The 26,692-nt window shown below is 60.6% G+C and carries 20 protein-coding genes, 1 other RNA gene and 1 pseudogene; 17 read left to right on the top strand and 5 right to left on the bottom strand.

Annotation, left to right across the window (positions count from 1 at the left end):
• Positions 1 to 296: pseudogene (locus MHM84_RS20580) on the top strand (tripartite tricarboxylate transporter permease); the annotation flags it as partial.
• Positions 297 to 382: 86 nt separating this feature from the next.
• Here MHM84_RS20580 and MHM84_RS20585 read toward each other — a convergent pair.
• Positions 383 to 2,401, bottom strand: coding sequence for a hypothetical protein (locus MHM84_RS20585; protein WP_239268807.1), 2,019 nt, complete (start codon positions 2,399 to 2,401; stop codon positions 383 to 385).
• Positions 2,402 to 2,424: 23 nt separating this feature from the next.
• Positions 2,425 to 3,648 (bottom strand): carboxylate--amine ligase, encoded by a 1,224-nt coding sequence (locus tag MHM84_RS20590; RefSeq protein WP_239268809.1) that lies wholly within the window; start codon positions 3,646 to 3,648, stop codon positions 2,425 to 2,427.
• Positions 3,649 to 3,955: 307 nt separating this feature from the next.
• Between MHM84_RS20590 and ffs the strand changes: the two genes are divergently transcribed.
• The 7 genes from ffs (at position 3,956) to MHM84_RS20625 (ending at position 9,111) form a co-directional block, all read left to right on the top strand.
• Positions 3,956 to 4,052, top strand: an RNA gene (gene ffs, locus MHM84_RS20595) — signal recognition particle sRNA small type.
• Positions 4,053 to 4,192: 140 nt separating this feature from the next.
• Positions 4,193 to 6,232, top strand: a complete 2,040-nt coding sequence (gene dnaX, locus MHM84_RS20600) for a DNA polymerase III subunit gamma/tau (protein ID WP_239268811.1) — start codon at positions 4,193 to 4,195, stop codon at positions 6,230 to 6,232.
• Between the two features lie 25 nt (positions 6,233 to 6,257).
• Positions 6,258 to 6,584 (top strand): YbaB/EbfC family nucleoid-associated protein, encoded by a 327-nt coding sequence (locus MHM84_RS20605; protein ID WP_239268813.1) that lies wholly within the window; start codon positions 6,258 to 6,260, stop codon positions 6,582 to 6,584.
• On the top strand, positions 6,584 to 7,189 hold the full coding sequence (gene recR, locus MHM84_RS20610; protein WP_239268814.1) for a recombination mediator RecR: 606 nt from the start codon (positions 6,584 to 6,586) through the stop codon (positions 7,187 to 7,189). Before MHM84_RS20605 ends, recR begins: the two co-directional genes overlap by 1 nt.
• Before the next feature lie 35 nt (positions 7,190 to 7,224).
• Positions 7,225 to 8,370: a ribonuclease D gene (gene rnd / locus MHM84_RS20615; RefSeq protein WP_239268815.1), complete on the top strand. Its 1,146-nt coding sequence runs from the start codon at positions 7,225 to 7,227 to the stop codon at positions 8,368 to 8,370.
• Position 8,371: 1 nt separating this feature from the next.
• A complete protein-coding gene (locus MHM84_RS20620) occupies positions 8,372 to 8,662 on the top strand; it encodes a YcgL domain-containing protein (protein WP_239268817.1) in 291 nt (96 codons plus the stop codon).
• The gene (locus MHM84_RS20625; protein ID WP_239268819.1) at positions 8,662 to 9,111 is read left to right on the top strand and encodes a YcgN family cysteine cluster protein; all 450 of its coding nucleotides are present in this window, start codon (positions 8,662 to 8,664) and stop codon (positions 9,109 to 9,111) included. Before MHM84_RS20620 ends, MHM84_RS20625 begins: the two co-directional genes overlap by 1 nt.
• Positions 9,112 to 9,173: 62 nt before the next feature.
• On the opposite strand, the gene MHM84_RS20630 is transcribed toward MHM84_RS20625, so the two are convergent.
• A complete protein-coding gene (locus tag MHM84_RS20630; RefSeq protein ID WP_239268821.1) occupies positions 9,174 to 11,228 on the bottom strand; it encodes a prolyl oligopeptidase family serine peptidase in 2,055 nt (684 codons plus the stop codon).
• Positions 11,229 to 11,275: 47 nt separating this feature from the next.
• Between MHM84_RS20630 and MHM84_RS20635 the strand changes: the two genes are divergently transcribed.
• The 9 genes from MHM84_RS20635 to MHM84_RS20675 all read left to right on the top strand — a co-directional run bounded on the left by MHM84_RS20635 (position 11,276) and on the right by MHM84_RS20675 (position 23,831).
• Positions 11,276 to 11,704, top strand: a complete 429-nt coding sequence (locus tag MHM84_RS20635) for a hypothetical protein (protein WP_239268823.1) — start codon at positions 11,276 to 11,278, stop codon at positions 11,702 to 11,704.
• Positions 11,705 to 11,713: 9 nt separating this feature from the next.
• The gene (locus MHM84_RS20640) at positions 11,714 to 13,507 is read left to right on the top strand and encodes a vWA domain-containing protein (protein ID WP_239268825.1); all 1,794 of its coding nucleotides are present in this window, start codon (positions 11,714 to 11,716) and stop codon (positions 13,505 to 13,507) included.
• Positions 13,500 to 14,312, top strand: coding sequence for a class II glutamine amidotransferase (locus MHM84_RS20645; RefSeq protein WP_239268827.1), 813 nt, complete (start codon positions 13,500 to 13,502; stop codon positions 14,310 to 14,312). The genes MHM84_RS20640 and MHM84_RS20645 overlap by 8 nt, the downstream gene beginning before the upstream one ends.
• Before the next feature lie 150 nt (positions 14,313 to 14,462).
• On the top strand, positions 14,463 to 16,118 hold the full coding sequence (locus tag MHM84_RS20650; RefSeq protein WP_239268829.1) for an AMP-binding protein: 1,656 nt from the start codon (positions 14,463 to 14,465) through the stop codon (positions 16,116 to 16,118).
• Positions 16,119 to 16,243: 125 nt separating this feature from the next.
• Positions 16,244 to 20,233 carry an ATP-dependent RNA helicase HrpA gene (hrpA, locus tag MHM84_RS20655; RefSeq protein WP_239268831.1) on the top strand — a complete coding sequence of 1,330 codons (3,990 nt, stop codon included), beginning with the start codon at positions 16,244 to 16,246 and terminating at the stop codon, positions 20,231 to 20,233.
• A 49-nt stretch (positions 20,234 to 20,282) separates the two neighbouring features.
• Positions 20,283 to 21,410 (top strand): beta-ketoacyl-ACP synthase III, encoded by a 1,128-nt coding sequence (locus tag MHM84_RS20660; RefSeq protein WP_239268833.1) that lies wholly within the window; start codon positions 20,283 to 20,285, stop codon positions 21,408 to 21,410.
• Positions 21,407 to 22,141 (top strand): VacJ family lipoprotein, encoded by a 735-nt coding sequence (locus tag MHM84_RS20665; RefSeq protein WP_239268835.1) that lies wholly within the window; start codon positions 21,407 to 21,409, stop codon positions 22,139 to 22,141. The genes MHM84_RS20660 and MHM84_RS20665 overlap by 4 nt, the downstream gene beginning before the upstream one ends.
• 12 nt (positions 22,142 to 22,153) lie before the next feature.
• Complete coding sequence (locus MHM84_RS20670) at positions 22,154 to 23,338, top strand: SpoIIE family protein phosphatase (RefSeq protein ID WP_239268837.1); 1,185 nt, start codon at positions 22,154 to 22,156, stop codon at positions 23,336 to 23,338.
• A complete protein-coding gene (locus MHM84_RS20675; RefSeq protein ID WP_239268839.1) occupies positions 23,325 to 23,831 on the top strand; it encodes an STAS domain-containing protein in 507 nt (168 codons plus the stop codon). The genes MHM84_RS20670 and MHM84_RS20675 overlap by 14 nt, the downstream gene beginning before the upstream one ends.
• Before the next feature lie 79 nt (positions 23,832 to 23,910).
• Here MHM84_RS20675 and tal read toward each other — a convergent pair whose 3' ends face one another.
• Together tal and MHM84_RS21545 are read right to left on the bottom strand one after the other, a co-directional pair.
• Positions 23,911 to 24,846, bottom strand: a complete 936-nt coding sequence (gene tal / locus MHM84_RS20680; RefSeq protein WP_239268841.1) for a transaldolase — start codon at positions 24,844 to 24,846, stop codon at positions 23,911 to 23,913.
• 66 nt (positions 24,847 to 24,912) lie between these two features.
• Positions 24,913 to 26,586 (bottom strand): methyl-accepting chemotaxis protein, encoded by a 1,674-nt coding sequence (locus MHM84_RS21545; RefSeq protein ID WP_275445889.1) that lies wholly within the window; start codon positions 26,584 to 26,586, stop codon positions 24,913 to 24,915.
• Positions 26,587 to 26,692 lie beyond the last annotated feature (106 nt).

Here is a 26,692-nt window from a genome sequence, read left to right on the forward strand (position 1 = left end):
CGGCGTTCGATCTGTACTTCATGGTCGCCTTCGGGGTGTTCGGCTACCTGCTGCGCAAGCTGGAGATTCCCATGGTGCCGATCATCCTGGGTCTGCTGCTGGGGCCGGAGATGGAGAAGAACCTGCGCCACACGCTGGACATCGCCGACGGCGACTGGACCGCGCTGTGGGACAGCGGTCTGGCCATCGGGCTGTGGGTCGTGGCCATCGTCGGCCTGGTGCTGCCGGTCATCGTCGGGCCGATCCTGCGTCGGCGTATGCAGGCGGCGGCCGGGCACGGTAACCAGACGGATTGAGCCGTCAGTCCCAAGCCGGCCAACCTGGTCGATGAGGGCGAAGCCCCCGGCAGTGCAAGCTGCCGGGGGCTTCGACGTTCAGGAGGTCAAGCCTGTCCAGTGCCTGCCTGTAACCCACCGGAGGGCTGACGATCGGCACCCCAGCTGCGCTGGATCTTGGCGATCACTGTGTCGATGCTGTGGGGGTCGATGTTGGTGGGCGTTCCCGGTTCGAGCGGATCATAATGGAAGATGTACAACCGCGAAGCGAAGTCCTCGAAGGGTAGTGACGCTTCGCCGAAACGTTCCCCGTGCCCCGAGGTGCTGACGACGACACCGTCGCCCCAGTCTTGCCCACTGTCATTATTGGGATTGAAGAAGTACATCCGCATGACCTGTTGGGGATCGAGACTGACGCGCAGCAGTGTAATGGCATGCCAGCCGATGAAGCGGGCAGCGCTGTCCGTGATGGCGATGCCCGCCGGTTGGGGATGGATCAATGGCTGATTGCCGTTATAGAACGGATGGTAGCTGGCATAGAAGTAGCGCAGGAAGTCGTCCAGGCGATACAACTGACCGGTAGCGATGTCCACGGCAATGCGAAACCCTCGTCCGGCCCACCAGCCATGGAACTCGGGATTGATCCAACGGTGGGGATCTTCGTCGCGTCCGATACAGCGCCGGCCCATTTCCGCATAGATGCGATCCAGGTGCGGTACGACCAGCAGGGAAACCGGGTCGAGGTCGATCGGCAACTGCTTGGCGACGCCTTCGGGATTTTCCCGTGACGAGACCGGCTGGCCTTCGAAATGCATGATGATTTCATCGTCACGGGCAGCCCAGGCTACCATCTGCAGTAGATAGTCGGGGTCGTTGTAGGCCCACATCGACAATGCGCGTGCCGATTGGCAAGTCGGGTTATTGCCTTGGCCGACACCCAGCGGCTGGCCGAGCATGCACAGCACGCCTTCCATGAGACGGGCGGCGGGTGAGGGCGTGTCGCCGAACGCAATATGCAAGCGCTGCTGCGAATAGGGCGATAACGGTAGCGCGACCTGGCGCCATAGAGCTGGAGCGACCGGGGGTTGATAGAGAATGCCCCGCTCGAGCAGCAGAGCCAGGCCATAGATGGCCTGTGGCGTCTGAGGATGCACGGCGAGATCGATCATGGCGTGGACCAACTCACGGTAGCACAGCAGGCAATCGCGTCCGGTGCTGGAGAGCCCCATGGCCTCGCTCAGCAGGTGGTCGCCCCGGGTTAGCAAAAAACGCAGCAATTGCGAATGATAGGGCGAAACCAAACCCGTATCGTGCATTGCCCGGGCAAAGCCGGTGGCTTCGTATTGCAGAGCCGCGTTGTCCATTGCCTCGAGGCGCTGTTGGTAGATGTCCAATCCGGGGTCTTCCCGGCAGCCATTGGTGGTGCCGAACAAGCTGCTGATCAAGCGATCGGCCCCTTGGCCACTGCTGCCCAATTCGATGTTGGGATTGGCCTGGCAGGCAGCGATCTGCAGGATCATTTGCTTGACGGTATCCACCTGGATGGGACGCTGCTCCAGGATACGCCAGATCTCGTCTATCAATTTGTCGACGATATGCTCGTAGCCGATGCCGTCGGACAGATACTGGAACAGACGTCTTGTCAGCAATGCCAGGTTGCCCTGGCGCGTTCGCTCGGCCTCGCTGGGCGGCATGAACAGCAGGTCCAGATTGAGCGCAAGAACCTGAGTCAGGTGGTGGTGGGCCTGTTGCCGTGAAATCGAGGCGTGGGTGTAATTGCCCCGCGCGACAGCCAACATGCGCAATTCGCTCAAGGCTTCCAGCATGACGGTTTCCGTTGCAGCGGCTGCCAGGGAGTGCTTGGCCAAGGCGGGTAATAGAATTTGCGGCTGCGACCAGTCCGAGCCTTCGAAAATGCCGGCGCTTTCCAGCGTGGGCATACGCTTTTCGAGGGCCGCGCAGCCGCCATCGACCATGAGTACACGTCTTGCTGCATGCAGGACACGCCCGCTCTTGAGAGGCTTGGCGAACGAACTGGTCTGGGCCAGCGCCTGCGTCGCATCGTCCAGCTTGTCCAGTAGAGGGGGCAGTTCGCCCCCGCTGGAGGTACGGTCTTCGGTAGTCAAGCAGGATCCTTTCTCACCAATGGTCAGACATAAAAATCGAGTTCTTCCTGATGCTTGAGGAGATCGCGCATCTTGTGCGGCTCGTCACCGAAGAAATATATCAGACCCCAGTGCGTTCCGAACGCCGTACGTTTGGTGACGGTCTCTTCGAGGGGAGCCGTGAGCTCGTGGGATTCGAAGTATTCGTGCTGTTCGGTTTCTTCAGGAATCTCCAGTTTGCTGACGACGCGGCGGCGCGGATAGACCCCGAAGCATCCTGCGTAGCCCTTGGCATCCACCACTTCGCGGGGGAAGAAATTGGTGATCTCTTCTTCGGTGGTCTTGGGATCGAATGTCAGTACCATCGCCTGGTAGGCGTTGAATCCGTAGGCTCGCTCGAGCAGCTCGAAGACCTTGAAGCCCGGGGGGCGGTAGGCGACCTCGCCGAAGTACATTTCGCCATCGCTGGTGACGAAGTATTCGGGATGTATGAAGCCGAACTGAATATCGAAGGTTTTGATCAGTTTCTCGATTTGGGCCGTGATTTGGGGGCGGTATTTCTCCAGCTCCGGTGTGGCGGGAACGAAGACCGAATAGCCCAGCGTCACATATTCGGAAATATTGAGAAAGCGAATCTTGCCATCATGGATCCAGGCTTCGACTGCGAATTCCCAGCCATCCAGATGGCTTTCCATCAGGACGGGAAACTCTTCCTCGGGAATCATGTCGATCTCGTCCGGGGTGCGAATCACACGGTGCCCCAGGCAGCCTGCCTTGTCGAAGGCTTTGAGGTGAATCGGGTCGTTCGGGTCGCCGTCGAGCTTGAGAAGTGTCTGGTTGACGCGCTTGAGGAAGCGCACCACGTCCTCACGGTCGTGGGCTTCCTCGAAGATGCCGACACGAATGCCGCCCAGTTGGGCACGCCGCTTCATCAAGGCCTTGTCGCGAAACAGGATGGACTGACCATAGAGGCGGGGATTGTCCATGAGCACCGAGTTGATGGCACCGGACCATTCCACGGTTTCCTCGAACAGCGGAATGGCGACATCGACGCCCATGTCCTTTAGCGTCTCGGCGATTTCCATGGAGCGATCGTTGAGGCGCTCAAAGTTCCAGGGTAGGTACGGAATGTTATGCTGTTCGCAATATTCCTGCGCCCAGTCGGGGGCCACGATGACGTAGCGGCGGTCAAAACGTTCCAGGGCCTCGATAGCGTTGAGACTCCAACCGAGCATGGCGATATAGCCTTTATTCGGATCCTTGTCCATCAGTCCGCTCCTTTTAGTTAATATTATAAAAAGCAAAAATAATGCGGCGCTTTTTAATAGTAGAAATAAGGGTAGCAGCCAGAGAGATGAATAAAACGCCAAACTTTTAGTTATTTATATCTAATGTTTGTTTTTCTTTCGTTTCTCAGGAGCGAAGCCTGTTTCAGCGCAGGAGTGACAGGGGTGCTTGATGCGCCTTCTGGGTGCTGGTATAGTGTGGCCTCGTTCCACAACGCATTGATGCACAAGCGCTTGTGGGGCTTGTCTCGCCGAAACACGTTTTCGTGCAGGCACGTCTGTGGTGGCCCATCGGTCCTCCCGCAACGCTAAACCGCGAACCCCGCCAGGCCCGGAAGGGAGCAACGGTAGTGGTGGCTGCGTGTGCCGGGATGTGGCTGGTGGGCCGCCTCCATTTTTGGCTGTCGCAATCCTGGCCACGCTTTTCGCCTCTCCCCAAGCCGTTTAGAATAGTCCGTTTCGTTCACTGTCATCGATGGGCTGCCATTGGCATGCCTGGTCCAAGAGCCGAGGACATTCCTGCCGCATGAGCTATCAGGTACTGGCCCGCAAGTGGCGCCCACGCACCTTCCACGAACTGGTCGGTCAGGAGCATGTCCAGCGTGCCCTGGTCAACGCACTCGACCAGGGGCGGCTGCATCACGCCTATTTGTTCACCGGCACGCGGGGGGTGGGCAAGACCACGTTGGCGCGTATCCTGGCCAAGTGCCTCAATTGCGAAAACGGGGTCACCTCATCGCCATGCGGCCAGTGCAGCACCTGCCGTGAGATCGATGATGGCCGTTTCGTCGACCTGATTGAGGTCGATGCGGCATCACGCACCAAGGTCGAAGACACTCGGGAACTGCTCGATAACGTGCAGTACGCGCCAACGCATGGCCGTTACAAGGTGTACCTCATCGATGAGGTGCATATGCTCTCGACGCACAGCTTCAATGCATTATTGAAGACGCTCGAAGAGCCGCCACCTCACGTCAAGTTCCTGCTGGCCACCACCGACCCGCAGAAATTGCCTGTCACGGTGCTATCGCGTTGCCTGCAGTTCACGCTCAAGAACATGCCGCCCGAGCGCATCGTGGAACACTTGGCAAAGGTGCTCCAGGCGGAAGGGGTGCCGTTCGATGAAAGTGCCCTGTGGTTGCTCGGCAAGGCCGCCGACGGTTCCATGCGTGACGCCATGAGTCTTACCGATCAGGCGATCGCCTTCGGCCAGGGTGAAATCGTGCGGGCCGATGTGGCCGCCATGCTCGGCACGCTGGACCACCGTCACATGCTGGCATTGGTCGAGGCGCTGGCCGAGGTCGATGCGGCGCGGGTGCTGGCGGAAATCGCCAGTCTGGCCGAGCAAGGGCCAGACTTTGCCGGCGTACTCGATGACCTGGCGGGCGTGTTCCATCGCCTGGCCATTGCGCAGATGGTGCCGGAGGCTCTCGACAACGGTCACGGTGACCGGGATGAGTTGCTGGCGCTGGCGGCCCGCTTCACTGCCGAAGACGTGCAACTCTACTACCAGATTGGTCTGCAGGGTCGCGCCGATATGGAAAGCGCTCCCGATACGCGTACGGCATTGGAAATGACCTTGCTGCGCATGCTGGCCTTTCGTCCTCAGGGCGTACCCAAGCCGGCGCAGACGCCACTGCCCCTGCGTGGTCAGCAGGCGGAAACGCCTCCGCGGAGTGACACCGGCACGCCCGCGAACGTAACGGAGCGTCCGCCCGTTCAGCAATCCCCGCCCGTTCAGACAGCACCGGCACCCTCTCGCGGAGTGCCTGATGCGCCGGTGTCGGAAAGTGCGAAAGCCGGCGAGAGGGGAGCGAGTCAGCCACTCGCTGAGAGCAAGCCGGCCACGGACGGGGAGCGGCTCGGGGGCCAGGATGAGGAGCCTCCGCCCTGGGAATATGCGCAAGACGCTCGGCAAGACCTTTCTGCTGAGGAAGGTAACGTCGCCAGCGCCGAAGGCGACCCGGTACCAGTAGCTGCTATGTCCGAGGCGGCACCTGTCGCAGAAGCCCCGGCACCGGCAACGCCGGTTGCCGAGGAAGCCGTGCCGCCACTCCCGCCGGCGGATATGCCCGCGGAGTCGGCAGAAGCCACGACGACGGTCGCGGCATCTTCTGCGTTTGCCTCTCCCGAGGCGCAGGCTGTCACCCAGCCACAGGGAACGGGCCCACTCGATCATGCCGCTTGGCTCGACCTGTTTCCTCGCCTGAGTTTGGCCGGACTGACCCGCAATCTGGCAGCGCACTGCATTGTCGACCATGATGACGGCCAGACCGTGCAGTTACGCCTGGCGCCAAGCCAGGCGGCGATGAATGCCGAGGTGCATGTCGAGCGGATCCGGCAGGCGCTGGCTGGCGCAGGTCTGGAGCGGCGTGTGCTCATCGAGCCCGCCGAGCTTCCCGAGGGCATCGAGACGCCCAAGGCACGCAGTGATCGCGAGGCTGCCGAACGTCATGCCTCAGCGGTTGAAGCGTTGCGTGATGACCCGCATATCCAGCAACTGGAACAGGCTTTCGGTGCGCGCCTGCTCGTACAGACCGTTTCGCCCCAAGGGCAAGCGGAGTGATTCATGACACTAACGAGGTGACCACATGTTCAAGGGCGGAATGGGCAACCTGATGAAGCAGGCCCAGGAAATGCAGGAAAAGATGCAGCAGGTGCAGGAGGAGATCGCCCAGTCCGAAGTGACGGGCGAAGCCGGCGCCGGCATGATCAAGGTTGTCATGAATGGCCGTCACGATGTCAGTAAGGTCGAGATCGACCCCAGCATCATGGACGAGGACAAGGAAATGCTCGAGGACCTGTTGGCGGCAGCGGTCAACGACGCAGTACGCAAGGTGGAAACCAGCTCACGGGCCAAGATGGAAGAGGCCACGGCCGGGCTCAATCTGCCGCCCGGTTTCAAGATGCCGTTCTAATGAGCTTTTCGCCTCTCGTCGACCGATTGCTCGAATCGTTGCGGGTGCTGCCGGGCGTTGGGCCCAAAACTGCCCAGCGCATGGCACTTCACCTCCTCGAGCGGGATAGGGAAGGGGGGCGTCGGCTGGCTAGCGTGCTCGAACAGGCGTTGGAGCGCGTCGGCTATTGTCGACGTTGTCGCACCCTGACCGAGGAAGCGTTGTGCTCGATTTGCAGCAGCCCCCGACGTGACGTTTCGCTGTTGTGCATCGTCGAGTCGCCAGCCGACCTGCTGGCCATCGAAGATGCCGGTGGGTATCACGGTTACTACTACGTTCTGCATGGCCACCTGTCGCCCTTGGATGGGATCGGGCCCGAGGATATCGGACTCGACCAGCTCGATGCGCGTCTCGACGAAGGGGGCGTCGAGGAAGTGATACTCGCCACCAACCCGACAGTCGAAGGTGAAGCGACGGCACACTATATTGCCGAGCAGATACGCGAGCGTGGCTTGCGGCTGTCACGACTGGCCTATGGCTTGCCCATGGGGGGCGAGCTGGAGTATGTCGATGGCGGTACGTTGAGCCGGGCCTTCAATGGACGACAGCCGTTTCTCGGCGACTGACGACCGCAACAAGAACCGAACCAGACGATGACGCGATGCCTGTTGATCCCGATATACACTGGGTGGATACCCCAGAGACCTTGAACCGTGCCTGCGACGAGCTGGCGAAGGCATCGTATCTGGCCATGGACACCGAATTCATTCGCGAATCCAGTTTCCATCCGATACCTGCCCTGATCCAGCTGACGGGTGGCGACAAAGTCTTCCTGATCGACCCTCAAGCTCTGGAAGCGAACGATGCCGTGCGTCACCTGTTGGGCCAAGAAGGGCCGGTGAAGTTGCTGCATGCCTGTAGCGAAGATCTGGAAGTTCTGGCCAAGTGGTCCGGCGTCGTCGTGCAGCCGATGTTCGATACCCAGCTTGCCCAGGCCATGTTGGGTGAAACGCCCGCCATGGGTTACCAGCGCCTGGTCGAGCACTGGACAGGGGATGTGCTGCCCAAGGACGAGACCCGTTCCGACTGGCTCGAGCGTCCTTTGAGCGAGGCGCAATGCCGCTATGCGGCATTGGATGTCGTCTATCTATTGCCGATCTGGCAGTTGCAGCGTCAGGCCCTGGAATCCAAGAATCGCCTGGCGTGGCTGCAGGCCGACTGCGACGAACTCGTGAGCCAGGCCCAGCGTAGCGCCGAGAACGACGATGAATGGTATCGCCGACATCGCCAGTTGTGGCGGCTGGATCCGCGTTCGATCGCTGCCTATCAACGACTCACGGCCTGGCGCGAAGGGGAAGTGCGTCACCGCGATATGCCGCGCAACTGGCTAATCAGCGACAAGGTGCTGTTTTCCATCGCCGAGACGTTGCCTGCCAATCGCTATGAGCTGTCCCAGGTGGAAGGCGTCAAGCCCAGCCTGGTCAAGCGTGAGGGCGATACGCTGCTGGCCATTGTACGTGACGTGATCCATCTCGAGCCGGAGCAGCTGCCGGCGGCCTTGCCCTCGCCGATGTCGGGGGCATTCAAGCGTCGCCTCAAGGCGCTCAAGAGGTGCGTCAGCGAAGCGGCGGAGCGGCTGGGGGTGGCACCGGAACTGTTGGCGCGCCGGCGTGATATCGAAGCGCTGGTCGTGGCTGACATGGAGCGTCTGCCCCTGCCGTTACCCGATGGGTGGCGGGGCGAGCTGCTCGCCGACCCCTTCAGGAAGGCGTTGGACGCCGTAGCCGCCGAGACTGCAAGGAGCTGATATGCGCAAGATGATATGTGAAATCTTCAAGAGCCCCCTAAAGGACGAGATGTATCTCTACGTTGACAAGCGCCGCGGCCTGGAAGACGTGCCGGCTGCATTGCTCGAACGCTTCGGCCAGCCGGTGTCGCTGATGACCCTGCTGCTGACCGAAGACAAGGCGCTGGCACGAGCCGATGCGGGCAAGGTCATGGCAGCGATAGACGAGCAGGGGTTTTATCTGCAAATGCCGCCGGCCAAGGAAGAATATCTATTGGATCTGTATCGCACCCCGACGCAGGCCCGGTATTGATGCGTGAGCGGTTCTGGGAGCGCTTTTCGCTATCGGAAATGAGCGACGACGAGTGGGAAGCGCTCTGTGATGGCTGTGGCCAGTGTTGTCTGGTCAAGCTCGAGGACGAGGATAGCGGCGACATCGTTACCCTCGACCTGGCGTGTCGACTCCTCGTTATCCCGCATTGTCGTTGCAGTGACTACGCCAACCGTTTTACGCATGTGCCGGGTTGCACCAAGCTCAGCTTGGATAACTTGCCGGCCTTTCGTTGGCTCCCCGGGAGCTGTGCCTACCGACGGCTGCATGAAGGGCGCGGGCTAGCGAGTTGGCACCCTCTGGTATCCGGCGATCCACGCAGTGTGCAGCGTGCGGGTATCGGGGTGGCACGCTTCGCCGTCCCTGAAGGAAGCGTGCCCGACGATGAACTCGAAGACCATATCATCGCTGTGCTGTCCATCGATGACTGAATCCGCTAGCTGGCTCACCCATGCCGGGCATGGGTGAGCCAGGGGCTTCATTGTCTCCTGACTTAGCGTTCCGCCTCGCCCAGCGCCCACAGCACGAAGGCATCCTGCCGGGCGACATCGCGCCAAGCCTTGAAGCGTCCCGATGCACCGCCGTGGCCGGCGGCCATGTCGGTGTGCAGTAGCACCGGCCCTCTTGCCGTGCCCAACTCGGTCAGGCGGGCATATAGCTTGGCGGGCTCCCAGTAGGGCACCCGTGAGTCATGCCAGCTGCCTTGCAGGAAAACGCTGGGGTAGGGATGGGCAGCCAGGTTGTCGAGTGGGGAATAGGCGCGAATGCGACGCCGGACAGCGGGCTCGTCGGGATTGCCCCATTCGGTGTATTCCGCCGTCGTCAGCGGCAGGTCGGGATTCTCCATGGTGCGCAGTACGTCGACGAAAGGGACGTCGAGTACTGCAGCGCAGAAGGCCTGGGGAGCGAGGTTGATGCTGGCGCCGACCAGCAGTCCGCCGGCACTGGCCCCGTAAGCGGCGATGCGTTGAGCGTCGGCCAGGCCGGTATCGACCAGGGCATTGCGGGCGGAGAGGAAGTCGCGGAAGCTATTCTCCTTATGCTCGAGCTTGCCTGCCAGATACCAGGGTTCGCCACGATCGCCGCCGCCGCGTACATGGGCAACGGCAAATGCGATACCGCGCTCGAGCAGTTCCAGACGCGCCACCGAGAACCAAGGATCGAGAACCTCGCCATAGGCGCCATAGCCGTAAAGCAGCGTGGGCAGGGGATGCTTGCCCAGCAGGTCGGCGCGAGCCACGACCGATACGGGGATACGTTCGCCATCGTGGGATGTCGCCCAGATGCGCTGACAGACGAGCGCCTCGGGAGGAAGGTCGCCGTGGATCGGCATGCGCTTCAGCACGCTACGCGTATCGCTATCCAGGTCATGTTCGACCCAGCGGACCGGGAGCGTGAAAGACTCTTCGCGCAGGCGCAGACGCCGGGAAAAGAAATCGGGGGTGTCGCCCAACGTCAGGCTGCATGGCGTGTCGGCCAACGGCAAATAACGATCTTCACGAATGGCATGCCGGACGTCGAACTCGATGACACGCAGCAACACTTGGGCCTGTTCGTGGTCGCGTTCGGTGAGGACCACTCCCCAGTCGAAGGCATCGATGCCCTCCAGAGTATGATCCTGTCGGTGATCGAGCAATGGCTGCCAGTGGCCGGGTGTCTCTTCGTCGGCGATGTCGAGCCGAAAATGCGGAGCGGCGCGGTTGTGAATGACGTAGAAATGTCCGGGACGGTGTTCGATGCTGTATTCCACGCCATTTTCCCGAGGGCGAATGCAGCGCGGAGGGGCGGCTGGCGAACGCGCTGGAATCAGATGGCATTCCGAGGTGTCCTTGGAAGCTGTCTCGAGAACCAGCCAAGCCTTTGACCGGGTCTTGCCCAGTCCTACCCAGAATTCCGGATCGGCTTCTTCGAAAATGCACACGGGCTCATTGCCGTCTCGTGTCATTCGCCAGACACTCGAGGGGCGCTGTGTGGCATCGTAACGGGTAAATAATAAAGTCCGGTTATCCTCGGCCCAGGTAAGTTCGGGACCGATATCCGTGAGCATGAGCTGCGGTTCGCCATCGGGCAAGCGGCGTAGATAGAGTTCGAAGTATTCGTCGCCACGACGATCCTCTGTCCACGCCAGCCAGTCTTCATCCGGTGAAATGGCCAGGTCGCCGAGCTCCAGGTAGTGATGTTCGCTGGAGCGCCGTTCGAGATCGAGCAGGCATTCCTTCTGAGCAGGGATCTGATTGGGGTGACGCCACCAGACCGGATAGTCGGCATCCGCCGCGGTCTCGCTCCAGTAGGTGTAGCGTTCCAGCGGCGTTCGCAGTCCTTCGACGGCCAGTTCGCGACGCGCCAAGTGGCCTTGGTAAAGCGCTTCCATCAAGGGCTCGAGCGTTTTCAACGCCTGCTCGCTCTGTGCATTGGCGGCATCGAGAAAGCGCTTGACCTCGGGGTCGTCGCGGTCTTCCAGCCAATGCCAGTCGGGATCGTCGGCACGCGCGAAGCGGGCTACAGGAGATTCGGAGTTCGACGAAATGATCGGCGGCTGTGCTTTCATTGGGTGCGGTGTACCATGATGGACAAATGAGTTAGGGAAATAAGCAGATGCTGATATCCGATTCCATACCATTACTATGGCTGTGCTATGTGGCATTGTCGCTCGTCGTCCTGGGGACTGGCTACCTTGCCATTCGTTGGTTGCCGCGATTGCCGAAATTGGTGATTACGGGCGTGGTGGCTGGTCTGGTGTGGATGCCTGCCGGTTTTACCCTGACCCGGCTGGAGGGCGGCTCCACCTATGATGGCCTTGCACCCGCCGTTGTGGTGTCCAGTGTGGCGTTTCTGCAGCACGACGGCGAGGCAATGCGCGGTGCGCTAGCGCTGCTGCTGCTGGGTGCCGGCATTGGTGCGGCGCTGAGTGTAATGCTATGGGTATGGCTGAGACGGCGCGATGCCGGCGCAAACGATGGCGCAGAGGATGGCGATGCTCCGGTGAGCACTGCCCAGGATCGCCGGGAGCCGGTGATAAGATAAGGATACTCGATGCGAAGTTTGATCGCTGCGATAGTCATGGCGTTGCTGGCTTGGGCCGGCCAAGGGTGGGCTCAGGAGCGGCCGGACGTTCGCTTGGTAGTGGATGTCTCGGGCAGCATGAAGCAGAACGATCCCAACCGTTTGAGTGGCAGTGCACTGGAACTGCTGGTCTCCCTGATGCCATCGGGCGCGAGCAGCGGCCTTTGGACGTTCGGCAGCGATGTTTCCAATATCCTGCCCACCTCGCAGGTTGACGAGGGCTGGCGTCGGCGCGCCCTGGCCTTGAAACCGGCGCTCGTCGACTATCAGCAGTATACCGACATCGAACAGGCCATCCGTACGGCCGCCCAGGCCGATCCGGCATCGGGGGAACGGCATCTGATCCTGTTGACCGACGGGGTGGTCGATGTCCCCGCGCCACGCGGCGACAAGCAGGCGGCTGATGCCGCCTCACGGCGACGTTTACTTGAAGAGCTGGCGCCCGAACTGGCCGATCGGGGCGTGGTGATACACACCATCGCCTTCTCGCCAGGCGTCGATCTGTCGCTGGTCGAGCAGCTGGCTACCATGAGCGGTGGGCTTGCCACCGTGGCGGAAAATCCCGAAGCGCTGTTGCGCGCCTTCCTCGATGTACTCGACCGCATCTTTCCGGTCGAGCAGGTGCCATTGCAGGAAGGCCGCTTCACCATCGACGAGCGGGTCGATTCCTTTTCGGCACTGCTGTTCCACGATCCCGACTCGCCGCCGTTGACTCTGGTCGGTCCGGCCGGCCAGCGATACACCGCCAAGGATCATCCCGATACGATTCAATGGCAGGCCCAGGATCGCTTCGACGTCATTACTGTGCCTTCACCCGGCGCAGGCGAATGGCGTATCGAAGGCAACATCGGCGACGACAGTCGCATCAATGTCGACTCGTCCCTGACGCTGCGTACGAGCGAAATGCCGACCACTCTCTATCAGGGTTTCCAGGCTCCGGTCGAGGCCTGGATGGAATCCCGAGGGATCCCTCTGACCGAGGAGGAAGCTGCCGGACTCGACATCACCGCCGAGTTGCGTGCGACCGAGGGTGACGTCATCGAGTCGGTGACGCTGCGGCGTGAAGGTGATCGTTATCAGGGAGCGTTTCCTCCGCTGGAGGCCCTCGGCAATGCCCGCCTATCGGTAACTGCCAGGGGGCGCGGATACGTCCGGCAATTGCAGCAGGCGGTCAATGTGCTGCCGGCCATCGAGGCGCAGCTCGATGAAAACGCCGGGCGCGTCGCCCTACGCTCCGAACATCCGCGCATCGGTGTCGACAACACCCGGATCGAGGCACGGCTTTTGGGAGAGACGCTCGAGGTGATTCCTGTCGATGACAAGCGCTGGCGCATCGACCTGCCTGAGGTCGACCCCAATGTCAGCGTTCCTGTCACGCTATCGGCGCGTGTCGAACTCGACGGTGAGACGCGTATCCTGACCTTGCCCGATCTACAGCTCAACGCCGATGCCGAGACAGGCCTCGATAGCATCGGTTTCGGTGAGGGGCTGAGTGGCCAGGAATTGCAGGGTCAGGAGGCGACTACCCCTGACCAGCCGACCCTGGCGGATCGTGTAAATACCCTGTTGAATCGCGTGGCCAATGCGCTGCCGCGAGAAGCGCAGAAACTCTGGGGCGAGGGGAGCCCATACTTGCAGGAATATCGTTTGGCGCTTGGGTTTTGGCTGTTGGCCGCGATTGCCGTGGCAGTGTTGTTGATCGTCTGGCGGCGACGCGCATCGCGACGTCGCCGGGCCATGCGCCGGGAGGAGCCGCATGTGTGAGTTGTTGGGCATGAGCGCCAACGTGCCCACCGATATCTGTTTCAGCCTGACCGGTTTTCTGCGGCGTGGCGGTGGGACCGGACCGCATCGCGATGGGTGGGGAATCGCCTTTTATGAAGAAGGAGGCTACCGCGATTTCCGCGATCCGCATCCATCGGCCGACTCGCCGATCGCCCGCTTGATTCGCGATTATCCCATCAAGTCGAATGTCGTGATCAGTCACATTCGTCAAGCCAACGTGGGTGGAGTGCGCTTGGCCAATACGCACCCTTTCACGCGTGAAATGTGGGGGCGGCAGTGGTGCTATGCCCATAACGGCCAGCTCCAAGCATGGGAAACGCTGGCGTTGCCGTTTTATGCGCCGGTCGGCACGACCGATAGCGAACATGCCTTTTGCTGGTTGATGGGTGAGCTGAGACGCCGTTTTCCCTCGCCACCGGCGTGTCACGAGAGCCTCTGGAAGGCGCTGCACGAAATTTGCGAGCACCTCAGAACATTGGGCGTTTTCAATCTGTTGCTGTCGGACGGCCACTATCTGTATTGCTTCTGCTCCACGAAACTGGCCCATATCACGCGACGTGCGCCCTTTGGCAAGGCGCAACTCAGCGATACCGAGATAGTGGTCGATTTCGTCGAACACACCACCAGTCATGATGTCGTGTCGGTGATTGCCACCGAACCGCTGACCGACAATGAACGCTGGACTCGTATGGAGCCTGGCGAGATGCTGGTGTGGCGGCATGGCGAGGTCCAGGCACGCCTGGTCTCCCAGCGAGAGGCGAATTCCCCATTGGTCGATAAGTGAACGATTGTTTCAATCGTTCGTTTTACAGCGCGGCGGCCTTGTTATAAGGTGCGATCAAAGCACGTGCCTGTCCAGGCGAACGGCGCGTTCCACACTACGCTCGAGATAACAAGAAACCGGTACCGATCGGTTCACTGCGGAGAAAAATCCATGAGCCAGCACGCCACCGCTCCCATCCTTTCCGGACCCGCCCTTGAGGGGCTGGATGATTACGCCTCGGTCATGGACGTTTTTCATGCCTCGGTCAGGCGTTTCGCCGACAAGCCAGCTTTTAGCTGTATGGGGCGTACGCTGAGCTATGCCGAACTGGACCGACTGTCCAGCGATTTCGCCGCATGGCTGCAGCACGAGACCGATCTCGAGCCCGGTGATCGTATCGCCATTCAGTTACCCAATCTGTTGCAGTTCCCGATTGCCGTTTTCGGCGCCCTGCGTGCCGGTCTGGTGATCGTCAATACCAACCCGCTCTATACCGAGCGGGAAATGCAGCATCAGTTCACGGATTCCGGCGCCAAGGCCATCGTGATCCTGGCCAACATGGCGGACAAGCTGGAGCGGGTCATTGCGCGTACCGAGATTCGCCATGTCCTGGTGACCCAGATCGGTGACATTCACGGCTTTCCCAAGCGTCTGCTGATCAACGCGGCGGTGAAGTACATCAAGAAGATGGTGCCGCGCTACTCGCTACCGGAAGCGGCCGACTTTCGTCAGGCGCTAGCGAAAGGGCATGGACTGGGGCATCGCGAGATCGTTCGCCAGCAGGACGACGTGGCTGCGTTGCAATACACCGGAGGGACGACGGGGCTGGCCAAGGGCACGATGCTCACCCACTCCAACCTGGTCGCCAACATGCTGCAGTCACGTGCGGTAATCTCCGACGTGCTGGGTGAAGGCTGCGAGACGGTGATTGCACCGTTGCCGGTTTATCACATCTATACTTTCACCGTGAATTGCCTGTTCATGATGGAGACCGGCAATCATACGATCCTGATACCCAATCCACGCGATATCGACGCTTTCATCAAGTTGTTGAAGACCACGAAATATACCGGCTTCGTGGGCCTCAACACGCTCTTCAATGCGTTGTGCAATCGCGAAGACTTTCGTGGGCTGGACTTTTCGTCGCTCAAGCTGACGATCTCGGGCGGCATGGCATTGACCAAGCCCGTGGCCAAGCGTTGGGAAGAGGTGACCGGATGTCCGGTGGCCGAAGGTTACGGCATGACGGAAACCTCGCCGGTAGTGTCGTTCAACCCTCCGCGCGCCATCCAGTTGGGCACCATCGGCAAGCCGGTGCCGGGTACCTCGGTCAAGGTCGTCGACGGCGATGGCGAAGCTCTGCCCTTCGGCGAAGCCGGTGAACTCTGCGTAAAAGGCCCCCAAGTCATGAAGGGCTACTGGAACCGTCCGGACGATACGGCGGTCACTCTCGATACGGAGGGATGGATACGAACCGGCGACATTGCCGTGCTGCAAGACGATGGTTACATACGGATCGTCGATCGCAAGAAGGATATGATCATCGTCTCGGGGTTCAACGTCTACCCTAACGAGATCGAGGATGTGGTGGCGGGTCACCCCGACGTGATCGAGGCCTGTGCCGTCGGTGTCCCCGACGAGACCAATGGCGAAGTGATCAAGCTATTCGTCGTGTCGCGCAACGAGGCACTGGATGCCGAGACGTTGCGTCAATGGTGTCGTCAGCAACTGACCGGCTACAAGGTGCCCAAGTTGATCGAGTTCCGCGACGAGTTGCCCAAGACCAACGTCGGCAAGGTGCTGCGTCGCGAACTTCGCGTCAGCTGAGCATCGATTGGCCGCCAGAGCGGCGATGACGGTACAATAGCCTGTCCGCACCGGTCGCCGGTGCGGACAGGCTATTTTTACGATGCGAGGATGAATTGAGCCCGACCTCACCCCCGACCCAAGTCTTGAAAGAACTCGATCAGCGCCGCTCACGCCTCGACACGTGCCTGCTTCGCGATGCCCACGATCAGGCACGGCGCATTGCACGCCTGAGGCAGCGGGCGCGGGCCGGCAAACCAGTCGATCGGGCGCTGCGCGATATCGATGCGCGGATGTCCTCGTCACAGGCAGCATTGGAGGCGCGCCGGAAGTTAGCGGTGACCCTGCGCTATCCCGAGTCGCTGCCGGTCGCGGAAAAGCGCGAGGATATTCTCGCCGCACTTCGCGACCACCAGGTCGTGGTGGTGGCCGGCGAGACCGGGTCGGGAAAGACGACGCAATTGCCTAAGCTGTGTCTGGAACTCGGGTTGGGCCGGCGCGGTCTGATCGGGCATACCCAGCCGCGCCGCCTGGCGGCGCGCTCGGTGGCCACTCGCCTGGCAGAAGAGCTCGAGGTGCCGCTGGGTGGGCAGGTCGGCTACCAGGTGCGCTTCACCGATCAGACCAACGAGCGTACGCTGGTCAAGTTGATGACCGACGGTATCCTGCTTGCCGAGACACAGCACGATCCCGACCTCGAGCGCTACGAGGCGATCATCATCGACGAGGCCCACGAACGCAGCCTCAATATCGATTTTTTGTTGGGTTATCTCAAGCGCCTCATCGAGCGGCGTCCCGATCTCAAGATCATCATTACCTCGGCGACCATCGATGTGGAGCGCTTCGCGGCGCATTTCGCCATGCCGAACGAGGAAGGCGTACGCTGTCCGGCGCCCGTGGTTCAGGTATCGGGACGTACCTATCCTGTCGAGGTGCACTATCGGCCACTGGTGCGTGAGGCGGACGACGAGGAGGATCGCACCCTGCAGGAAGGGATCCTTCACGCCATGGAGGAGATCGAGTCCATTGAGCGCGAGAAACGCTGGTTCAGTGGGCCGCGCGATGTGCTGGTGTTCCTGCCGGGAGAACGCGAGATCCGAGAGACGGCCGATACGCTGAGGCGGGCCGACTTGAAACATACCGAAATCCTGCCGCTGTACGCGCGGCTCTCCAACGCCGAGCAGAATCGCGTTTTCCAGTCGCATAGCGGACGCCGCATCGTGCTGTCGACCAACGTCGCCGAGACCTCGCTGACGGTGCCGGGTATCCGCTATGTCATCGATCCCGGCCTGGTTCGTATCAGCCGCTATAGTTACCGGGCGAAAGTCCAGCGTCTGCCCATCGAGCCGGTGAGCCAGGCCAGTGCCGATCAGCGTAAGGGACGCTGCGGTCGCGTCGCCGAAGGGGTATGCATCCGGCTCTATAGCGAAGAGGATTTTCTCTCACGGCCCGAGTTCACCGAACCCGAGATACAGCGGACCAACCTGGCTTCGGTGATTCTGTCCATGCTCTCGCTCAAGCTGGGAGACATCGAGGCATTTCCGTTCGTCGATGCACCGGACTCCCGCTTCATCAAGGACGGTTTTCGTCTGCTGTTCGAACTCGGTGCCGTAGACGAGGGCAATCGGCTGACGACTACCGGTCGCCGGTTGGCACGGCTACCCATCGATCCTCGGCTGGCGCGGATGGTACTGGCCGGGGCCGAGCGTGACTGCCTGCGTGACGTGCTGATTATCGTCAGCGCCTTGTCGGTGCAGGATCCGCGCGAGCGTCCGGCCGAGAAGCGCCAGGCCGCCGACCAGGCCCACAAGCGCTGGGACGATATCGACTCGGACTTTGTCGCCTGGCTCAATCTCTGGACAGGCTTCGAGCTGGCCCGAGACGAGCTGTCAGGCAGTCAGCTACGCCGCTGGTGCCGCGACAACTATATCAACTACTTACGTGTTCGCGAATGGCACGATACCTACCGGCAGTTGCGCCAGCTGTTGCGCGACATGGACATCGAGGTGCCTTCGGTACCGCCAGCGAATGAGCAGGCCGAGCCTGACGAAGCGGTTTTGCGCGAGCAACGACGTCATCACTACGGTCAGTTGCACCAGGCCTTGCTGACCGGTCTTTTGTCTAACATTGGCCAATTCATCGAGAACCGTGAATATCTCGGTGCACGAAACCGACGTTTCATGATCCATCCCGGCTCGGGACTGGCCAAGAAAACGCCGAAATGGATCATGGCCGGCGAGCTCGTGGAAACCACCCGGTTGTTCGCTCGCGACGTTGCGCGCATCCAGCCGGAGTGGATCGAACCCTTGGCCACTCACCTGACCAAACGTTCCTACAGCGAGCCGCACTGGGAAATGAAGCGTGCCCAGGTGGTCGCTTATGAACAGGTTACCCTGTTCGGCCTGCCGATCGTGGCGCGTCGAAAGGTGCATTACGGACCGGTGGCACCCAGCGAAGCGCGGGCAATCTTCATCCGCCGGGCTCTGGTAGAAGGGGAGTACCGCACCAATGCGGCATTCTTCTCCCATAACCGCGCACTGATCGATGAAGTGGAAAATCTTGAAGATCGGGCCCGCAAGCGCGATATTCTGGTAGATGAAGAAACGCTGTTCGATTTCTATGACCAGCGCTTGCCAGAGGACATCATCAATGGCAAGGGGTTCGAGCACTGGCGGCAACAGGCCGAGCGTGACGAGCCGAACATACTGAAGTTCGACAAGGCGGCACTGATGGCGCGCAGCGCCGAGGACGTCAGTGCCGTCCAATATCCCGACGAACTGGTGCTGAATGGCGTTCGCTATCCCTTGAGCTATCACTTTGCGCCAGGGGCCGAAGACGATGGGGTAACGATGACCGTGCCGGCTGCCATGCTGCCGCAACTGCCGCGCTACCGTCTCGAGTGGCTAGTGCCAGGGCTGTTGCGTGAAAAGTGCATTGCACTGCTCAAGTCATTGCCCAAGTCGGTGCGACGCCAGGTAGTGCCGATTCCCGACTGGGTCGACGCGGCACTGGAAGCGCTGACCCCTGACAATGTGCCACTGACCGAGGCGCTGGGCGAGTTTCTGCGCATCAAGACGGGATTGCGCCTGTCGGGTGAAGACTGGCGGACCGAACAGCTCGAGCCGCACCTGCGCATGAATCTCCAGGTGGTCGACCACACCGGCAAGACGCTCGGTCAGGGCCGCGACCCGGCTGAATTGGAGCGGCGTTTCAACGCCGAGGCGAGTGCCGGTGCGCAGGCGCTGGGCGAGACTGTGGATGCCCGTCAGGATGTCGATGACCTGCCTGAAACACCGCTGGTCGAATCCAGCACCACCAGCCAGGCAGGCATACGTGTCAAGGCGTACCCTGCCTTGGTGGAGCAGGACAAGAGCGCGCACTTGTCGGTACGTTTGTTCGATCATCCCGACAAGGCGCGCGAGATGCATCGCCAGGGTATCAAGCGCTTGGCCATACAGCGTCTGCCCGGGCAGGCCAAGGCCATCAGGCAGCTCAAGGGCGTGGACCGCTGTGCGCTGTTGTTCACCAAGGTAGGCAGCAAGACACAACTGCTCGACGATCTGGTCGCAGCGACGTTCCTGCATGAGATTGCGTTCGACCCGCTGCCTCGTTCGCGTGGCGATTTCAACCAGCGGCTGGATGAGAAACGCGCCGACCTGGTGCCCTATGCCGAGACGTTGGTCGAGACGCTGCTCAAGGCGCTGGAAGGGCACTTGGCAGTGACCCAGGCGTTGAAAGGTAATCTGAATCTTGCGCTGGCCTTGGTATACAGTGATTTGAAGGCCCAGATGCAGCGCCTCGTCCATCCCGGCTTCGTCAGCGAAGCCGGAGAATGGCTCAAGGAATACCCTCGCTACATGGAAGCGGCGAGAATTCGGTTGGAAAAAGCGCCACGGGAGCGCATGCGCGACCAGATGCTGATGCAGGAAATTCACGATTTCGAGACGCGTTGGAACGATCGCCGACAAAGCGAGCGGCGCAGTGGATGGGAAGATCCGGCCCTCGTCGAGTTCGGCTGGTGGTTGGAAGAGTTTCGCGTATCGTCGTATGCCCAGCAGTTGGGAACGCGTTTTCCCATATCCGCCAAGCGCCTGGAGCGGCGCTGGGCGGAGATTACCGGGCGACGCAGTGAGTGACGCCCGGCAAGACGTGGCGGGTGGCAACGACCACCGCGAGGAGATAACCATGACAAACGCCGTGATTACCGGCACGGGCCTTTACACGCCGGAGCACGCTATCGACAACGACACCCTGGTGGCGGCTTTCAATACCTGGGTGGATCGTGAAAATGCCAATCACGCCGATGCCATCGCGCGGGGAGATAGGGAGCCGCTGGCATATTCCAGCAGTGAGTTCATCGTTAAGGCGTCGGGTATCCAGAGTCGCTACGTGCTGGACGCTCAAGGCATTCTCGATCCCGACCGCATGCGCCCGTACTTGCCACAGCGCCGCAACGATGAGGCGTCGATCCAATGCGAGATGGGAGTGGCCGCCGCTCGGGCAGCGTTGGATCGTGCTCGGGTGGAGCCGGCCGAGATCGATATGCTGATCGTCGCCTGTTCCAACCTCGAGCGGCCGTATCCCGCCGTGGCGGTGGAGTTGCAGGCGGCCCTGGGCACGGGCGGCTATGCTTTCGACATGAACGTGGCTTGCAGCTCCGCTACGTTTGCCATCGAAACCGCCAACAATGCCATCGCCAGCGGGAGCGTACGGCGAGCATTGGTCATCAACCCGGAAATTTGTTCGGCCCACCTCAATTTCCGCGATCGCGATAGCCACTTCATTTTCGGCGACGCCTGCACCGCCGTGGTTGTCGAGGCACGAGACTTGGTCAGAGCCGATATCGGTTACGAGATTCTGGGTACCCGATTGCTGACGCGTTTCTCCAATGCGATTCGCAACAATGCCGGCTTTCTCAATCGTGCCAGCGACAGCGATCCTTTGGCCCAAGACAAGCTTTTCGTGCAGGAAGGACGACGGGTGTTCAAGGAAGTTTGCCCTTTGGTCGCGCAGCTCATCACCGAGCACCTGGAAGCCCTGCAGCTATCGGGTAACGATCTCGATAGGCTATGGCTGCACCAGGCCAATCGGCACATGAACGACCTGATCGCTCGCAAGGTGTTGGGCTTTGACCCTTCGGAAACACAGGCACCGGTCATCCTCGACCGTTATGCCAATACCAGTTCGGCAGGCTCGATCATTGCCTTCCATCTGCATCGTGACGATCTTCCTCTAGGCGCGCTGGGCGTGATCTGCTCATTTGGTGCCGGCTACAGTGCCGGTAGCGTAATCGTACGCAGGATAAACGAATGAAAACGATAGCTATGGCCGTCGCGGCCAGTGTGATGCTGGGCGGTTGCGCCAGTCAGGCTCAACAGACCGCCGCCAATCCCGCCGATCCCTGGGAACCCTTCAATCGTCGGGTCTTTGCGTTCAATGATGCGCTGGATCGCTATGCCCTCAAACCGGTGGCGCAGGGCTATGACACGATCACTCCCGAGCCGGTGCAGACTGGCGTGGGTAATTTCTTTACCAACCTTGGCGAGGTGCGCACCATCGCCAACAGTATGCTGCAGTGGAAATGGGCAAATGCCGGTGTGGCCTCGAAACGCTTTATCCTCAACTCGACGCTGGGACTCGGTGGGATCCTGGATCCGGCCACCGAGCTGGGATGGACGGCGCGCGAGGAGGACTTCGGCCAGACACTGGCGACCTGGGGCGTGGGTGAAGGGCCCTTCGTTGTCCTGCCGATCTTCGGAGGGCGCACCCTGCGCCATGCCGGTGGCATGCCCGCCGACTGGTACGCGGACCCGGTAACCTATGTCGAAAAAGATGCCGTACGTTATGGTGCGCGTGGGCTCGAACTGGTCAACTACCGGGCCAGCGTCCTCGACGAAGAGGCTTTGATTCGCGGGGATCGCTACATCTTCCTGCGCGACACTTACCTGCAGCAACGGCGTTTCGAGGTCAACGATGGCGAAATGGGAGCGGATCCGTTCGCGAGTGACGATTTCGAATTCGACGATAGCGACTTCGCCGAGTAGAGGCCTGCCGACATGGCCAGTTCACGCATCCTGATCGGTTTGCTTGATCTGCCTGGCGAAGCGCGTGACGCCCTGGCCAAAACCATCGCCAAGGGATGTTTCGCGGTTGTTGCCGCCGAGCATATCGATGCGTTGCCGGCCGAGACCAGGCTGATCGTGGCCCATGTGCGTGCAGTGCCTGCACGGGACTGGCCGAAGCTTTCCCTGCGCCTGCCTACGGTCGTGGTTAGCGATAAACGTCTCGATGGCGACTTGCTCAAGGCCGTGGATGCTGGACTCGTGGACTATCTGGTGGATCCCCAGCGCCATGGCGATGTGTTGCGCCGGCTGATTGCGCGTACCCTGGAGCATCATCAGTTGGCTGAAGAGCATGCGCGTGACCGAGCGAGGTTGGCCGAGCTCAACGAGAATCTGGAAACGCATCTGGCCATGCTGAGACTCGATCAGCAGGGGGGGAGCCAGATCCAACGTCGGTTGCTGCCCCCGCAGCCGCTGACGGTCAATGGCGTCGAGTGCGAATACTGGCTGGCGCCGTCGTTGTACTTGTCGGGCGATTTTCTCGATTATCAGCGTTTCGACGATCGATACAGCGTGTTCTACTTCGCCGACGTATCGGGGCACGGTGCCTCGTCGGCCTTCGTGACGGTCCTCCTGAAGTATCTAAGCAACCGATGGTTGAGCGAGTGGGACGGAAGGGAGCCCGAAACGCTGGCCTCGCGCTGGCTGGCCCAACTGAACAATGAGCTTCTGGAGACCGGCATCGGTAAGCATGCCACGCTGTTCGTGGGGGTCATCGATCGTGAATGCCATCGCATGCATTACTCGCTGGGCGCACAGATGCCCATGCCATTGTTGACGGCTGGCGATGCAGGCGAGGCCCCTCAGGTGATCGAGGGAGAGGGAATGCCGGTCGGTTTGTTTCCAAAAGTTACCTATCCATCCTATGATGTTACGTTACCAGATAAATTCCGCCTCTGGCTGTGTTCGGACGGGGTATTGGAATGTCTGCCAGGTAACACGTTGGATGAGAGACTCGTCGAGCTGAGACAGCTCGTAGCGCAATGTCGGAATGTCGCGGACTTGCGGACCGGCCTGGCCGTGGATCGCTCGGTGAACGACGAAGTGACTGAACGTCAAGAATTGCCGGATGATTTGACCATCATGTTATTGAGCGGATTTGACCATGACGAGCGGTGAGGGACGAATCAAGGCGGCGTACGAAGCCGGTGTGTTCGTACTCAAACTGTGCGGTGACGTACGCCTCACCCTATGTGCAACGCTGGACAACGAGGCACAGCGCTTGGCTGATATGCCTGGGTTGAAAGCGGTAATCGTCGATCTGCGTGAAGCCACCAATGTCGATTCCACGGCGCTGGGCTTTCTTGCCAAGGTGGCCATGGCCGTCCAGGGGCGCTTGTCTCATCCGCCGACCATCGTGGCCGACCATCCCGATGTGCGCCGTATGTTGGATGTCATGGGATTCGCACGTTACTTTACGCTGGTACGAGCCCCGCTCGTCGAGCCTGCCGAACTGGATGAACTGCCTCAGGTGCAAGCCGATGAGATGGGTATGCAGCAGCGTATTCTCGAGGCGCACCGAATCCTGATGCGCATGAACGAGCACAATCGCGAACAGTTTCAGCCGTTGGTGGAATTGCTCGAGGCCCAGGAGAGCAAGTCGACGCACTGAGACGACGTGGGGAACGACAATGAAACGCCCGGCTCATGCCGGGCGTGTTTGCAACGAGTTGGACCTGGTGACTCGTACGCTAGCGACGTAGCTCGGCGAGTAACCGTTCGAGTTTGCGCTGGTCGGCCATGAATTTACGAATGCCTTCGGCCAGCTTTTCGGTGGCCATGGCATCTTCGTTCATTTCCCAACGAAATTCGCTTTCGAGGTAGGGTTCGGGGGGAGAGGTCTCGGCTTCGAATGCGACGAGTTGGCGTTCCAGAGAACCTTCGGTCGTGGCCAGTTCTTCGAGCAGCTGTGGCGAGATGGTCAGGCGGTCGCAACCGGCAAGCGCCTCGATCTCGCCACTGTTGCGAAAGCTCGCTCCCATGACCACTGTCTTGTAGCCATGTCCCTTATAGTGCTCGTAGATGCGCTTGACCGACTGTACGCCCGGGTCGTTCTGGCCGGAGAAGTCGGCGCTGGGTTCCTTTGCCCTGTGCCAGTCGAGTATGCGACCCACAAACGGTGAGATCAGCGTCACGCCCGCATCGGCACAGGCTTGGGCCTGAGCAAAGCTGAACAGCAGCGTCAGGTTGGTATGGATGCCTTCGCGTTCGAGTTGTTCGGCGGCGCGGATGCCTTCCCAGGTAGAGGCCACCTTGATCAGGATTCGATTCCGAGCGACGCCGCGCCGTTCATAACGCTCGATCAGCGAGTGTGCACGAGACAGGGTGGCCTGGGTATCGAAGGAGAGCCGGGCGCTCACTTCCGTCGAGACATAGCCAGGCACCAACTCGCTGATTTCGGATCCGACTTCGACGGCCACGGCATCGACGGCATCGTCGATGTCAGTGCTTTCACGTGCCAGTTCGGCCATTCTCGCCCGACGGCTTTCGTGCTGGGCAGCTTGCAGTATCAGCGACGGATTGGTCGTGGCATCGGTCGGCGCGAAGCGTCGAATCGCTTCCAGATCGCCGGTATCGGCGACCACCGTGGTCATCGACTTCAACTGGCTCAGCTTATCCTTTGCCATGTCATGCAGTTCCTTGGTTCGAGACGATCGACAACTTTATCAAGCGTGCCACGATGCGCCTAGCAATCATGCATAGGCCGGTGCCGGTGAAATAAGGTCCTCGGTGTCGGGTGAGGTGGGCAGTGCTTTCGGCTCCGGCGAGGGTCGGGAGGGCAGCGATGTCATTTCGTGGGCGTCGTCGCTTTCTGCCAGGCGAAAGTGGGCGACGCTATCGCGAAGCGTAACGGCCGCCTGCTCCAACGCCTGTGACGCTTCGGCGGCTTCCTGCACCAGTTGGACGTTCTGCTGAGTAACCCGCTCCATCTGGCCGATGGCCTGGTTGACCTGGTTGATGCCGTGGCTCTGCTCGGATGAGGCCGCGGCGATCTCTTCCATGATGTCGTTGACGCGCTGAATTTCGCTCACGATGTCTTGCATGGTCTGTCCGGCCCGGTCTACCAGTGCCGTACCGTTAGCCACCTTTTCCGATGACGCCTGAATCAGCTCACGAACCTGGCTGGCTGCACTGGCGCTGCGACCGGCCAGGGCCCGGACTTCACCGGCAACCACGGCAAATCCACGGCCTTGTTCTCCGGCACGGGCTGCCTCGACCGAGGCATTGAGCGCCAGGATATTGGTCTGAAAAGCAATCTCATCGATCACGCCAATGATGTCAGCCATCTGGCGCGCACTATGGTCGATGTCGCGCATGGTATCGACGACATGACCGACCACTTGGCCGCCTTGCTGCGCCGTCTGTGAGGCATTGGCGGCAAGCCTACTCGCCTGGCGGGCGTTGTCGGCATTCTGGGTCACTGTCGCTGTCAGTTCGTCCATGCTGCTGGCTGTCTCGACCAGGGCGGCGGATTGCTGCTCGGTACGCGACGAGAGATCATCGTTGCCGCTGACGATGTGGTGAGTGCCGTCATGGACCTCCTGGCTACTGTGGCGTACGTGGGCCACGGTGGCGGCCAGGCTTTGTTGCATCGCGCTGAGTCCCTGATAGAGCCTGCCGATTTCATTGTCGCGACGATGTGCCAAGGGCTTCGACAGATCGCCTTGCGCAATATGCTCGAAATGCTCTCCGATTCGACGTAGGGGACGTATCACATTGGCGGTGACGCCCCAAAGCACCAGGCCTGCCAGCACGAGAGCGAGTGCAACGGCAACGGCAATGGCGCGATCCATCCAGCCACTGGAACGATGGAATTTTTCAACCAATGCATTGCCACTGAGTTGAGAGGCCTGGAAGAAGGCGTCGGCGCTCTCCATGAAGGCTTGGCTCATCTCGCTGACCCGGGCTTGCCCCGAGCGATACCCGGAAAAGTCGCCATCCTCTAGGACCATGAGCTGCAGTGAAAGGCCTGTATTCAACAATGACTGGAAGCGCTGGGACAACGTTTCGACGGCCTCTTGCTGGCTTGCCTGGGAGGGCACGGCCAAAAAGCGCTCGAAGGCGGCATCGGCGCTTTTCATCAGCGCTTCTGCGCGCTCTATGACCGGCCCGGGTTGGTCGAACGAAGGTACGCGAATCAGTTCTGCGGCACGGTCCATTTCCACGCGCGCGCGTAACATGTCGACATAGGCGTGGTTGAGGGCCGTGGTCTGCTCGACATTGAGTTGATTCAAAGTGCCGAACGCCTGTCGGCTGAAGTGATTCGAGTAGAGCCCCATGGCGCCGACGACGATCAGCAATACGCTGAAGGCTGTGAGAACCAGCATCCAACTGAAGCGAACGGTCATGTTGTCGAGTGCTTTCATCGTAGTCCCTGCGTGGCTTCTTTTTTACTTGCCAAGATCGACGGTGTCGCCTTGGCCGAGTCGGGTTTTTCCCGATTTCTAGCAAAGGTTTATTGCACTTTGAGGA

The sequence above is a fragment of the Halomonas sp. McH1-25 genome, from assembly GCF_022348165.1.
Taxonomy (GTDB): Bacteria; Pseudomonadota; Gammaproteobacteria; order Pseudomonadales; family Halomonadaceae; genus Modicisalibacter.

Bases quoted from the DNA above. Each gene is read 5' to 3' on its own strand.
- MHM84_RS20675 (WP_239268839.1), top strand. From the start codon at position 23,325: ATGACGAGCGGTGAGGGACGAATCAAGGCGGCGTACGAAGCCGGTGTG.
- MHM84_RS20660 (WP_239268833.1), top strand. From the start codon at position 20,283: ATGACAAACGCCGTGATTACCGGCACGGGCCTTTACACGCCGGAGCAC.
- MHM84_RS20620 (WP_239268817.1), top strand. From the start codon at position 8,372: ATGCGCAAGATGATATGTGAAATCTTCAAGAGCCCCCTAAAGGACGAG.
- tal (WP_239268841.1), bottom strand. From the start codon at position 24,846: ATGGCAAAGGATAAGCTGAGCCAGTTGAAGTCGATGACCACGGTGGTC.
- MHM84_RS20590 (WP_239268809.1), bottom strand. From the start codon at position 3,648: ATGGACAAGGATCCGAATAAAGGCTATATCGCCATGCTCGGTTGGAGT.
- MHM84_RS21545 (WP_275445889.1), bottom strand. From the start codon at position 26,586: ATGAAAGCACTCGACAACATGACCGTTCGCTTCAGTTGGATGCTGGTT.
- rnd (WP_239268815.1), top strand. From the start codon at position 7,225: ATGCCTGTTGATCCCGATATACACTGGGTGGATACCCCAGAGACCTTG.
- MHM84_RS20645 (WP_239268827.1), top strand. From the start codon at position 13,500: ATGTGTGAGTTGTTGGGCATGAGCGCCAACGTGCCCACCGATATCTGT.
- MHM84_RS20665 (WP_239268835.1), top strand. From the start codon at position 21,407: ATGAAAACGATAGCTATGGCCGTCGCGGCCAGTGTGATGCTGGGCGGT.
- MHM84_RS20605 (WP_239268813.1), top strand. From the start codon at position 6,258: ATGTTCAAGGGCGGAATGGGCAACCTGATGAAGCAGGCCCAGGAAATG.
- MHM84_RS20640 (WP_239268825.1), top strand. From the start codon at position 11,714: ATGCGAAGTTTGATCGCTGCGATAGTCATGGCGTTGCTGGCTTGGGCC.
- MHM84_RS20635 (WP_239268823.1), top strand. From the start codon at position 11,276: ATGCTGATATCCGATTCCATACCATTACTATGGCTGTGCTATGTGGCA.
- MHM84_RS20625 (WP_239268819.1), top strand. From the start codon at position 8,662: ATGCGTGAGCGGTTCTGGGAGCGCTTTTCGCTATCGGAAATGAGCGAC.
- recR (WP_239268814.1), top strand. From the start codon at position 6,584: ATGAGCTTTTCGCCTCTCGTCGACCGATTGCTCGAATCGTTGCGGGTG.
- MHM84_RS20670 (WP_239268837.1), top strand. From the start codon at position 22,154: ATGGCCAGTTCACGCATCCTGATCGGTTTGCTTGATCTGCCTGGCGAA.
- MHM84_RS20630 (WP_239268821.1), bottom strand. From the start codon at position 11,228: ATGAAAGCACAGCCGCCGATCATTTCGTCGAACTCCGAATCTCCTGTA.
- MHM84_RS20650 (WP_239268829.1), top strand. From the start codon at position 14,463: ATGAGCCAGCACGCCACCGCTCCCATCCTTTCCGGACCCGCCCTTGAG.
- dnaX (WP_239268811.1), top strand. From the start codon at position 4,193: ATGAGCTATCAGGTACTGGCCCGCAAGTGGCGCCCACGCACCTTCCAC.